General features: G+C 67.3%; 7 protein-coding genes. All 7 read right to left on the bottom strand.

Going from position 1 to position 12,575, the window contains the following annotated elements; translation table 11 throughout:
* Positions 1–297: thioredoxin (gene trxA / locus Q8R73_RS01045; protein WP_305717694.1), on the bottom strand; the 297-nt coding region annotated here is incomplete at its 3' end.
* 86 nt (positions 298–383) lie between these two features.
* Positions 384–3,896, bottom strand: a complete 3,513-nt coding sequence (gene addA / locus Q8R73_RS01040; RefSeq protein ID WP_371125998.1) for a double-strand break repair helicase AddA — start codon at positions 3,894–3,896, stop codon at positions 384–386.
* Positions 3,890–7,045 (bottom strand): double-strand break repair protein AddB, encoded by a 3,156-nt coding sequence (gene addB / locus Q8R73_RS01035; protein ID WP_305717693.1) that lies wholly within the window; start codon positions 7,043–7,045, stop codon positions 3,890–3,892. The genes addA and addB overlap by 7 nt, the downstream gene beginning before the upstream one ends.
* Positions 7,046–7,222: 177 nt before the next feature.
* Entirely contained in the window at positions 7,223–7,945 is a 723-nt protein-coding gene (locus tag Q8R73_RS01030) for a nucleotidyltransferase family protein (RefSeq protein WP_305717697.1), read from the bottom strand.
* 120 nt (positions 7,946–8,065) lie between these two features.
* Positions 8,066–8,386 (bottom strand): PilZ domain-containing protein, encoded by a 321-nt coding sequence (locus tag Q8R73_RS01025; RefSeq protein WP_305717692.1) that lies wholly within the window; start codon positions 8,384–8,386, stop codon positions 8,066–8,068.
* A gap of 91 nt (positions 8,387–8,477) precedes the next feature.
* Positions 8,478–10,001, bottom strand: a complete 1,524-nt coding sequence (gene tsaE, locus Q8R73_RS01020; protein ID WP_305717691.1) for a tRNA (adenosine(37)-N6)-threonylcarbamoyltransferase complex ATPase subunit type 1 TsaE — start codon at positions 9,999–10,001, stop codon at positions 8,478–8,480.
* A complete protein-coding gene (locus tag Q8R73_RS01015) occupies positions 9,998–12,505 on the bottom strand; it encodes a PAS domain-containing sensor histidine kinase (RefSeq protein ID WP_305717690.1) in 2,508 nt (835 codons plus the stop codon). The genes tsaE and Q8R73_RS01015 overlap by 4 nt, the downstream gene beginning before the upstream one ends.
* Positions 12,506–12,575: the final 70 nt, after the last annotated feature.

Below are 12,575 nucleotides of genomic sequence, written 5' to 3'. Positions count from 1 at the left end.
ATGCAGCTTCTGCTTCGGCGCGGCGCCGACCTGGCGCGAGGCGATTTCACCGTTCTTGAACATCAGCAGCGTCGGGATCGACATGATGCCGTATTTGGCGGCGGTCGCCGGGTTCTCGTCGACGTTCAGCTTGACGATCTTGACCTTGTCGCCCATCGCGCCGGAAATCTCGTCGAGCGCGGGCGCGATCATGCGACAGGGACCGCACCAGTCGGCCCAGAAATCGACCACGACCGGTCCGGTCGCCTTGAGCACTTCGGCTTCGACATCGGCGTCAGAAACCTTGCCAACGGCCATGGGAATACCTCGTTCGGTTGGGGAAAACGCGGGATAAGAATCGCCGCCGGATCATGCAATCAACCTATGAACGCGGTCTTGCCGGGTCAAGCTCGGTCATCCCCCCGGATGATGGTTGCCAGTTGCGCGTCCAGCGCAGGAGTAGATATCTCCATCAATTCAGGGCGTTCGGTCCAGAGCAGCGCGGCGCGGACCGGCAACTGGGGATAAAGTTTCCCCAATACCGCCCGGTAGAGCGCAAGCTGCCTGACATAGCCCGGGGGAGCTTCGGCCTCCGCTGTCGGCGGAGCGTGATTCGTCTTGAAATCGACGATCAGGACCGCAGCCGGGGTCACCACCAGCCGGTCGATCTGCCCCGAAACCAGTGAGGGAGGGCGCCCCGGCCGCTCCAGCCGCCCGGCAATCGAGACCTCGGCCCGGCTGCCGGGCGCGAATACCGGGGCAAAGCGCGGATCCCCGATCAGCGCCAGCATGCCGTTCGCGAGGGTCTCGCGGTCGGCGTCAGTCCAGTCGTCGCCGGTGTTGCGGGCGAGATACCGCAGCGCCGCCTCGCGGCGGCCGCCAGCGGCAACGTCGGGCAGGGATTGCAGCAGCCGGTGCACCAGCGTGCCGCGCAGCAGCGCGCGCGCCCGCAGCGGGATCGATTCGCCTGAACGGACGGGATGACTTTCGCCCGCAGCGGGATCGGACGGGCGCAGCAGGTTGTCGACGGCGGCCTCCGCCGGCGCGGCCGCGTGCAGCCACGACGGCAGCCCGGTCCGGGGGCCGCCCGACGAAGCGGCGGCCCCCGCGGCGGGAGCCGCGACATCTTCGGCCCGCGAATAGCGTTTCACCAGGTGGCCGTCGGCACCCTCGATTTCCTGCAACTGCAGTCCGGACGTGCCGAGGCCCTTGACGATCAGATCGTACCAGGAGAATTCGCGCACGCGCGTCAGGTTGCCCGGCATGCAGCCGCCGACGATCAGGCGGTCGGCCGCCCGCGTCATCGCCACATAGAGCAGCCGGCGGTATTCGTCCTCGGTCTCTTCGAGCATCGCGGTGCGGGCGGCCGCGACTGCGGCCGGATCGTCGGCCTTCCTGCCGGCCCAGACCACCACGCCGGCCGCATGCGGTTGCGCATTGCCCCGCGGCAGATGGATCAGCTTCAGGCGCTGGGTATCCGTCGGCGACGAGGTGGTGTCGACCAGGAACACGACGGGGGCCTCCAGCCCCTTGGCGCCGTGCACGGTCATGACGCGGACTTCGTCGCGCGAGATTTCCATGTCGCGCTTTACCTCGGTGTCGGCGGCGCGCAGCCACGCCATGAAACCCTGCAGCGAGGCCGGCGCCTTGCGCTCATAGCCCAGCGCCAGTTCGAGAAATTCGTCGAGCGCGTCGTTGGCCTCATGGCCGAGCCGTTGCAGGATCCGCCTGCGGCCGCCGTCGCCGCCGAGCAGCCAGGCATAGAAGGCGAACGGCGGCTCGGTGGCAAACCGTCGCTCGCAGGCTTCGAGACGCCGCAGCGCGACGGCGAATTTGCCGTTCGCCGCCGCGTGAAAACCCAGCGCATTGCGCAACGAGCCCTTGCGCTGCCAGGCCAGCACGAACAGGTCATCGTCGTCGAGTCCGAACAGCGGGCTCTTGAGCGCCACGGCCAGCGCCAGGTCGTCCTGCGGCAGCAGCAGCGCGTCCGCCAGATTCATCAGGTCGATGATCGCGATATGCTCGGTCAGTTTCAGCCGGTCGGCGCCGGCGACCGGAACACCGGCATGCTTCAGCGCCTGGATCACGGCATCGAAGGCGTTACCGCGGCGCCGCACCAGCACCAGCACGTCGCCGTAGCGCAAGCGGCGGCGCGAGCCCTCGTGGCCGGTCATGGTGCCGCCCTCGACCAGCTTCCTGATCTCGGCCTGGATGCGCTTCGAAAGCTTGACCTCCGGCGACGTCGCCGACACTCCGTCGAACGGCGCGCGCCAGCCCTCGATGTCCTGGCGGTCGTCGGCCTCCGCCAGCTCCCACAGGTCGATCAGGCTCGGCCCGGCGTCATCGAGCGAATGGTGGATCGGATAGCCGGTCTCGACCGCATGAATGCTGCCGTAGATATCCTGGTCGCGGAATACGTGGTCGACCGACTGCAGGATCGCCGACCCGGAACGGAACGAATAGGTGAACGAGATCGGATCGAATTTCAGCCCGGCGTCCACGAACTTCCTGTGCAACGATCTGCGGCGGGCGTCGAACTCGCGGGGTGCTGCGCCCTGGAACGAAAAGATCGACTGCTTCTCGTCACCGACCGCAAACACCGTGCGGACCACCCCGTCGCGCGCGCCTTCGCCTGAAGTGAATTCGGAAATGATGTGGTCGACGATGTCCCATTGCCGCGGGCTGGTGTCCTGCGCCTCGTCGATCAGTACGTGATCGACGCCGCGGTCGAGCTTGTAATGCACCCAGCCGGAGGATACCCGGTCCAGCATTTCAAGCGTCTTGTCGATCAGGTCGTCATAATCGAGCAGGCCGAATTCCTGCTTCTCGCGGCGGTAGTTCGCCGCCGCCGCCGTTGCAATATGCAGCAGCGCCGTCGTGCGGTCGCGGGCGATCAGCGCGCGCCGCCGCTCGATCAAGGCTTCGAGCCGGCCGGCCTCGGCGGTGAACCATTGGGCGAGCTGCGGCCTGGCGTCGCAAAGTCGCTTGGTCACCACCGATTTGCGCGCCGTGCTGGCGTCGGTGAGAAACACGTCGAGATACCGGTTCACCTGCTCGATGCCGGAGAGCACCAGCGCCTCACGCAGCCGCCCGGCCTGGTCCTGGTCGGCCTTGCTGCTGGCGCCGAGAATGGCGGCGACTTCTTCCCACCGCGATCGCGGCAGATGCGGCCCGTCGACGATCTCGCGTTCGACCTTCTCGATGTCATCGCCGGGATCGACGCCGAGCGCATCGGATACCTGCGCCGCCGCTGCAGCGGCGGAGCCGGCGCCGTCGGTCCACGCCATAAAATGGTCGCGGCTCAGGCACGCCTCTCGGACGACATCCTTGAAGGTGACGTCGGCCGCACTGGCCATCGCGACCGTCAAGGCGCGCCCGGTCGGGCTGTCGGGATCGCTGGAGGCGTCGAGCAGCACCGCGAGGTTGGCGCGCTCCATCATCGCGGTCTGGTCGCGGTCGTCGAGCACGGCGAAACGCGCCGGCACATTGGCCTCGAACGGGAACTGCTGCAGCAACCGGGTGCACAGCGCGTGGATGGTCTGCACCTTCAGCCCGCCCGGCGTCTCCAGCGCGGATGCGAACAATTCGCGGGCGCGCATCCGCAGCTTCGCATCGACGTGCGTGATGCCGGCCTCGCCGATCGCCTGGTCCAGCGCCCTGTCATCGAGCGTGACCCAGCGGCCGAGGGTGGAGAACACGCGCTCCGCCATGTTGGCGGCGGCGGCCTTGGTGAAGGTGATGCAGAGGATCTTTTCCGGCGGCACGTTGCTGAGCAAAAGCCGGATCACCCGTTGCACCAGTACATGGGTCTTGCCCGAGCCGGCATTGGCCGAGACGAAGGCGGAAGAAGCGGGGTCGGACGCGCGCGCCTGTGTGGCGCGGACGGCGTCTGGAATCGGGCGCGGCGCGGTCACCATTCCTCGATCCCCAGGCCGCCGGCCGCGGACCATTCCTTGATACGGGCGAGATCGTCGTAGGAGCCGTAGCGGTTCGACCACATCGAAAGATTGAGCGAAGTATAGGGCTGGGCCTCATCCTCGAAGGCGCGGATCAGGCTTTCCAGCTTGTTGCGGGCCTCAATGGCTGCGGCATCGGGAGGCTGCGGGACATCGCGCTGGTTGATCTTCAACTCCAGCGGCTTCTGCTCGCCCGGCGGATTGTTGCCGCTGAGCCTGACATAGCCGAGTTCGCTGACCGAGGCGCCCGCCGCAATGCCGGCAAAGCCGCCCTCGCGCAGGATCGCCGCCTCCAGCGTCAACTGCGGCGAAAGTCCCATCCGCACCTGCTTTCCGGTTGGCGGCTGCCCGGTCTTGTAATCGAGGATCGCGAAGCTGCCGTCATGGCGGCGTTCGATACGATCGGCTCGTGCCGACAGGTAAAAGATGCGCGCATGGTCGAGCGGAATCGGGATTTCGCCGCGAATCTCGGCCTCGATGGCGCTGACATCGCCGCGCCGCAGGATTTCCCAGTTCGCGAACCATCCGGCGATACGGTTGAAGCGCGGCCACCACAGCGCGCGGGCTTCTGGTCGCTCCATCAGCGGCGCAAAATGTCTCTCGCCGATGTCGCGCAGCGCGCGCGCGGGATCGTCGGGCAGCGCGGTGGCGAAGGTTTGGGTAAATTCGCCGAGCGCATCGTGGATCGCCGAGCCGCGGTCGGCAGCCGACAGCGGCATGTCGACCGGGTCGAGCGGTGCAAGCTTCAGAATGTACTTCGCGTAGATCGTATAGGGATCGCGCAACCAGTCCTCGATCGCCGTCACCGAGAGTTTTAGCGGCCTGACCGCGCGCGGCGGCGTCGGCGCGGGCTGCTTGATCGGCTCGACGTTGTCGGGGCTGTCGAGCCGGTCGGCGAACCCGACATATCTTGCGCCGGCGGCGATCGCGGCGTCCCAGCGTTCCTTGCCCGCCACCGCTTCGAGCCGGTGCAGGAACCGCGAGGCGACCGCGGGCGCGCCGCCGACCTTGGCGGCGTGGCTGAGGATCACGTCGTCGGCGCCGAGCAGCTGGGCAAAGTCATGCGCGGAGAGGCCGATCCGCCGTTCCGGCAGATCGAGGCCGAGCTCGTGCCGCATCGGCCGGCTCAGCCACGGGTCCACGCGCGGCGCCGGTGGCCAGACGCCCTCGACCAGCCCGCCCAGAATGACGCGGTCGGATTGCGTCAGCCGCGCTTCCAGCTGGCCATAGATGTGAAGCTGCGCCCGCGCCGATTCCGGCCGCCGCACGATGCGGTCGGCGAACGCGGTCTGGAACACTTCCGGGTAGTCGCCGAGTTCGACCATCAGGCCGCTTGGCGTCCGCCCGTTGAGCAGATCGTCGAACGCGGCTGAAAGCGCCGATCCCGGCGGCCCGTCGAAGGCAATCGCAACGCCATGCGGGTCGCGCGACAATTCCATCAGGACATCGCGATGGCACGCTGCAAGTTCGGCAAAATCATGCGGCTTCGATGCGCTCAGTCGTTCCAGCGGAGAGAGTGACTTTTGCAACAGCTCGACCAGTCCCTGGGCTTTATCGAGTTCGGAGTCTCCGAGACTGGCCCTTGGCTCGGCGCGATGCAGCGATGACGTCTCGCCGTTTCGGAGCTTGGCGAGCTCCTGGCGAAATCGCGTGAAATCGCGCGCGAGCCCGCTGCTTCCTGCCTGAGGACGCGTGCCGCGCAGCAGCGCCAGTTCGAGCACCTCGATGGTTTCCTTGAAGGCGCCATGCGCGCCGCCGAGCCGGCACAGCGGATGCTTTATCAGCGCCAGCAGCGTCGGCGGCTCCAGCCCGTTTGCCGCCGCCTCGGCGGCAAGCCTGGCGAAAATTCCCGCCGAGGTGTCGGTCAGCGCATCGCCGCCGGAATCGTCGAATTCCAGGTTCCAGCGGCCGAGCGCCGCGGCGACGCGCCTTGCCAGCGCGCGATCCGGCGTCACCAGCGCCGCCGATTTGTTCAGATGCCGCGCCTCGCGCATCGCCACCGCGATCGCGAGCGCCTCCATCTCGGGATTGGCGGCTTCGATGACGGCAAGATGGCTCATGCTGCGCGAAATCTTTTCGGCAATCTCAGGCTCGACCAGCCGCCGGTGCCATTGCGCGGTCGCATTCGACGGCCGCATCGCCTCGGACACCAGCACGTCGCGCCCATGCGGCGCCGGGTTCCCTAGCATGTCGACGTCGCCGCGCTTGATGCCGAAACGGTCGAGCAGCGCGTGCATGGCGAATTGCGGGTGGTTCGAGGCCGGGTGCGCGGTGTACCTGCCGTCCGCATTCTGCACGCCGCCGATCAATTGCCAGGCGTCGTCGTCGAGATCGGTATCGAGCCCCGGCAGTACCACCGCGCCCCGCGGCAGGCCGGCGACGGTATGCAGCAGGCGCGCGGTCGACGGCATCGATCCGGTCGAGCCCGCCGCGATGACAGGGCCGTCATGATGCGCGGTGAGGCGGGCGGCTTCCGCCTCGATCAACAGGTCGCGCCGCGCCGCAGGCTCGATCCGGCCATGCGCGGCGAGGATATCGGGCCACGCCGTCCTGGCGATGTCGAGGAACTGCAGCGTGAGCTGCCAGTAGCGGTCGAGTGCATCAGGCACCAGCCCGTCGAGCGCGCTCCAGGCGACCTTGCGGGTCACCATGTCGTCCATCAGCCGCGCCAGATCGTCGGCCAGCGCCAGCGTCGATGCCGGCCCGCCGGTCACCAGCGGCGCCTGTGCCGCATCGGCCGGCCGGATCTGCTTCGCCCACAGGGCGATCAATTGCGCCAGCAGCAGGCGGCGTTGCAGCCCGTCCATGGCGGGAGGAATTTCCAGTGCGGCAGATCCGGGCGAGGTGGCCTGCGCGAACGCCAGTTCGTCCTCGTCGATGTCGCCCAGCCCGACGATGCGCGGCAGCACCACCGCGTCGGTCTTCAGTTCGTCGAGAAAGATTTCCCGCGCCATGCGTCCGGCGCGCAGGGTCGGCAGATACAGTGTCGCCTGCGCCAGCCGGGCCGGATCGATGCGGGCCTCGAAGCCGTCGACCAGTCGGCCATCGATCAAGGCGGCGATAACGGTGCGCAGGAACGGCGCGGATACTGGGACGCTGAAAACGCGCATGAGCTGCCTGATTCGGGATCGGGCTGTAGTATAGGGACCGATTGGGGATTGGTCATGCGCAGTTCGGTGTCGTTACCCGCGCCGGCGGGTGACCCAGTACTCCAGAGGAGGCGCGGTGAAATCGAAAGGCCGCAGCGTACTGGATGCCCCGACTACGCGGGGCATGACGAGGACATTTCACGCCACGCTGGCGAGAAAGGCGCGTTCCGCCGCCTGCACCGCATCGGGGGTTCCGACATGCATCCAGACGCCGTCCAGCCGCAGGCCGAACAGCCGCTCCTGCTCGTTGGCGCGGTCGAACATTCTGGTCAGCGAGAATTCGCCGGTCGGCGCATCGGCGAACAGCGAGGGTGACAGGATCGCGACGCCGGCATAGACGAACGGAACCACCTGGTGTTCGCGGCGCTTGCGCAGCGCGCCGTCGGCCAGCATGGCGTAATCGCCGCGGCCGCCATAGCCGATGCTGCTCGCCGTCGGCGCCATCAGCAGCAAGATATCCATCCGCGCGGGGTCGAAGGTTTCCGCCAGCCGCGCCAGGTTCGGCCGCACGCCGTCGATCCACATGGTGTCGGCGTTGACATGGAAGAACGGGGCGTCGCCGAGCAGGGGCAGCGCCTTGACGACGCCGCCGCCGGTGCCGAGCACCTGGTCGCGCTCATCCGAAATGATCACGCGGGGCCTCGTCCGCGTCCTGGTGTGATCGATGATCTGGTCGGGCAGGTAGTGCACATTGACGACGGCCTCGCTGACGCCGGCGTCGCCGAGCTTGTCCAGCACGTGATCGAGCAGGGCGGCGCCGGCCACGCGAACAAGCGGCTTTGGCATGTTGTCGGTGAGGGGGCGCATGCGCACGCCGAGACCGGCGGCGAGGACCATGGCTTTGGTGGGCTTGACGGACATTTCAGGAGGTTCTCGAACAATTGTGGTGCCGCGATCATACCACGGCGATTCGCCGATCGCATGGACGATGACGCAATAGTCGTCCGACGTGACGTCCATGCGACGGCGCCGGCGCCACGTTCAGGCGTCGGCCGAGTGCGGGCGCTTCACGGACTTTTTCCGCTTGTCGCCGGTCTTGAGGAAATTGACGCCGATCTGGTCGCCATTGACCCACGACAGTTCGCAGCGGCGGTAGGCCAGGCCGGTCGACGACAGCAGCAGGAAGAATTCCTTCAGATGCAGCCCCTCGACCGAGCCATCGACCGTGAGCTTGGCACCGGTTTCCGAAATGTCTTCCATCGTGCATTCGCGCCGCCAGGTGCCGTCGATGCCCATCATGTGCGCGGGGATGCCGCGTTCGAAGACCACGCGGTCGCCCTTGCGCCGCTCGCTCGTCGCCATTGATCTGCTCCGCATCAGCCGCCGCGCCCCCTGCAGCCAGGGGCAGGCTCCATCCGCAGGTTAACGCGGGGTTACCTAATAACCCGTAAACCTACGGGGCGGGCGGCGGCACGTTGACGGAATACCACGCCCGCAGCGGCGCCAGCATCGGGTGCGCCAGCGAACGGGTGAGGTAAGTCCAGATCCGGGGCTGGTGGCGCAGATAATGCGGCTTGCCGTCGCGGCGGTTGAGCCTTGCGAAGATGCCGAGCAGTTTCGTGTTCCGCTGCGCCGACATGATGGCGTAGAGTTCGGCGAACTGGGCCGGATCGAAGCTGTCGTCGGCCGCGCGCCGTGTCTTGACATAGTGTCTCAGCAGCGCGAGCTCGAGCGGTTCCGGCACATCGAGCCGCGCATCCTGCAGCAGCGACGCCAGATCGTAGGCGGCTGGACCCAGCACGGCATCCTGGAAGTCGATGATTCCCACTTTCGCGATGCCGGGCCGCTGGTCGAGCCAGATCAGATTGGGCGAATGAAAGTCGCGCAGCGTCCAGGTTCTTGGCGCCGCTGCGGGTTTGCTCAGCAAGTCGCGCCACAATCCGGCGAATTCGGCGCGCGCCGGGCCGCCCGGTTCGGCGCCGCGATCCGGCAGATACCAGTCCAGCATCAATCCGGCCTCGGTCAGCAGCGCGTCGGTGTCGAAAACGGGAATGGCATAGGTGAGCTGCGGCGTCAGCGGCAGGGTCTCGGGCAGCGGCTCGCAGTGCAGCGCTGCCAGCATGTCGGTGGCGGCCTCATAACGCTCCGCGATGGGGGCGGGCGGATCGCCTGCGATGAATCCTTCCGTGCCGAAATCCTCGGTGATCAGGAATCCGGCGTCGAGGTCGGCGTGAGGGATGGCCGGCGCCGAGAAGCCGCGCTCGCGCAGGCCATTGGCGATCGCGACGAATGGCTTGACGTCCTCGGCCAGATGCACCGCCGCGCTGTAGGATTTTCCGTCGTAGATCGCGGGCCCGTCGGGCCGCCGCGGCGAGTTCATCAGGATCACCACGCCGTCGTCGCGGATCAGCCGCGCATAAGAACGGGCCGAGGCGTCGCCGGCCATCCGCCGGCGTCGGGCGTCGAGATAGCCGGCGCCGTCGAGAAACCGCCGCAGCGTCTCCAGTCGCGAGACCTGCGCGGCCGCTGTGCCATAGCCGGTAATTTCGGCGGATCGCGCGGCCGAGCCCAGCGCCGGGCGATGGCTGAGCGCGATGTCGATGCGATCTTCCGGCAGCGCGCCTTCGGCGCGTTCGGGCCATTCGATCAGCACCACCGTGCCTTCGGGCAGTGGCGACAGCCCGATCTCCTCCAGCTCGGCGGGATCGTTGACGCGGTAGAGATCGGCATGAACCAGCGGAAACGGGGCGAGATCGTAGCTCTGCGCCAACGTGAAGGTCGGGCTCGGCACCTCCAGCGCGTCGTCGTCGGCGAGATAGCGAATCATGGCGCGGGCGGCCGCGGTCTTGCCGGCGCCGAGATCCCCCGAGAGGGTGATGAGGTCGCCGGGGCCGATCAGCAACGCGAGATCGGCCATCAGATGCGCCGTCGCGGTTTCGTTCGGCAGCGCCACCGAGAATGTCGCGGGAGCGGTCATTCCGCAGCGTGGCGATGCGCGGCCTGATCGATCGGAAAGTCGCAGGTCACGGTCGTGCCCCTGCCGACGATCGAATCAACGCTCACCTTGCCGCCGTGCAGTTCGACAAAGGAGCGCACCAGCGACAGGCCGAGGCCGGCGCCGCGATGCTTCGAGCCGTTGGAATGGCTTTCGAACCAGTCGAATACCTTGTCCTTGACGTCGGGTGGAATGCCCGGCCCGGAATCGGTGACGCTGAAGACCACGCTGTGTTCGGTGCGCCGGGCGCTGAGGCCGACCGTGGCGTCCTGCGGCGAGAATCCGACGGCGTTGGCCAGCAGATTATACAAGACCTGCACCACGCGGCGCTCGTCGCCGATGAAGCTGCCGATCGAGGGATCGACGTCGACCTTGAGTTCGATGCGGTCGGTGGCGAGCCGGTCCTGGATGCCTTCGGCGGCGGCCTCGATGGTCTTGCGGATATCGATCGAGCCGAGATTGAGCGACATCGCGCCGGCGTCGATGGTGGCGAGATCGAGAATGTTGTTGATGATCGCCAGCAGCGCGTTGGTCGAGGCGGTGATGTAGCCGAGATATTCGGCCTGCTTCGGCATCAGGGGGCCGGTCACGGGGTCGGCGAGGAAGTGAGCGAACCCGATGATGGTGGTCAGCGGCGAGCGCAGCTCGTAGGATACGTGGTGGACGAAGTCGATCTTCATCTGGTCGGCGGTTTCCAGCGCCTCGTTGCGCTCGCGCAGCGCGCGCTCGACATTCTCGGTGTCGGTGATGTCCTGGAAGGTCAGCATGGTGGCGCCGTCGGGCAGCGGCATGGTCATGCAGTCCAGCACGCTGCCGTCATTGCGCTCCAGCTTCAGCGGCACCTCGACCCGGTTCTCGATCGCGGTGATGGCTTCGCGGATGGTCCGCCATGTCGCTTCGTCGTCGAACAGCGGCTTGCACCAGGCCTCGAAGGTCTCGATATGCGGCTGCTCGCGCAGCGCCTCGGGGGACAGCTTCCACATCCTGGCGAAGGCCGGATTGAACAATTGGGCGCGGCCATTGCTGCCGAACACCGCAACGGCTTCGGCGAGGTTGTCGAGCGTCTCGCGCTGGACCCGGATCAGGCCGTCGAACCGCCGCGCCAGATCGAGGCTTTCGGTAACGTCGTCGAACAGATAGGTGACGCCGCCCTCAGGATTGGGCGTGGTGACGACGCTGACGGCGCGGCCGTCGGGCAGGTACCAGGTGTCCTTTTCCGGTTCGACCGCGCGATAGGCCTCGTGCAGCTTCGCCTTCCACGCCCGGAAGTCCGGCTGCTCCGGAACCTTGCGCGCGGCGCGCAAGCGGTCGAGCACGCTGGAATCGTCGGGGTTGCTGTCGAGAAAGACGCGGTCGAGGTCCCACAGCCGACGATAGGAGTCATTGTAGAACGCCAGCCGCCGCTGGCCGTCGAAGACGGCGACGCCGGACGACAATTGATCGAGGGTGCGGCGATGCGCTTCCGCCATCCGGTCCAGTGCGGCGCGCAGCGCAGTGGCCTCGGAGGCGTCGATGGCGATGCCGGCGCTGCCGGCGCCGACATTCATCGCGCGCACATCGTAGATTCGGCGCTCGCCGCCGACCACGATCGGCAGCCGCGCGGTGAAGCCTGATGCTTCCTTCAGCGTTCGGTCCATCGCGCTGCGGTCGTCGCTGCCGAGCAGTTCGAGCCGGCGATCGATCGCATCCGCGACGCTGACGGCCTCGGTCGCCTGCGCATAGGCGGCATTGGCGTAGCTGAGGCCGCCCTTGGGCCCCTTGGCCCAGATCGGCCAGGGTGCGGCGGCGGCGAAGCCGCGCAGCATCTCGGTTTCCTCCGACAGCGCCTTGAAGCGCAAATTGGTCTCGGCGAGTTCGCGGCGCAATCCGCCGAGTTCGCGAATCCGCACAATGGCTTGGCCGCCGATGGCGCGGCCCATGGCCTCCAGCGCCTGTCCGTTCGAGGTGGTGAGGTTGATCAGAAAGCCCTCGCCGGCCTCGCGCAGCGCGTCCACCGCATGATCCATCTGCAGCGCCGGTTCCGGCGGCAGCCAGGTCCCAAACGCCAGAATGCGCTGCGGCGAATCCTGCGCCAGCAGCAGCGAGGTATCGCCTGATATCTGCGGGCGATTGTCGCCGGCGGCCCACGCGATCAGGATCTGGGGTTCGGCGAACAGCAGCGCACGCAGGCGGTCGGCCTGGACCTGCAGCTCCCCGATGTCGGAGCGCAGCCGCGCCTCATTGGCGGCCGCGCGCAGGCGCGTGCGCATCAACAGGATCGCGGCCACCACCGAAAAGCCGAGCAGCGCCAGCGCAGTGGCGAGGATGACGAATTCCTGGTGATCGAGATGGAGCCAGGCTGCGATCGCCTGAACGGCCGGCAGTTCCGCCGCATGGGCCGGCGCGGCCGGTAGCAGCGCCGCCCCGCCAAGGGCGATCAGGCCGTTACGTGCCAGTGAAGTGCACGACAGCAGGGTCCGACGCATCGCCACGATTACGCCCGACATGGTTCGCCCCAAAACCGCACGACTTTACGCCCGGCGCGCTTCAACCCGCCGTTCGCGAATCGAACGACAA

Origin of the sequence: Bradyrhizobium sp. (assembly GCF_030697065.1) — a bacterium.
Taxonomy (GTDB): Bacteria; Pseudomonadota; Alphaproteobacteria; order Rhizobiales; family Xanthobacteraceae; genus Bradyrhizobium.
Note: the sequence above shows the minus strand (reverse complement) of the source record. Positions and strands in the feature narration are given on the sequence as shown.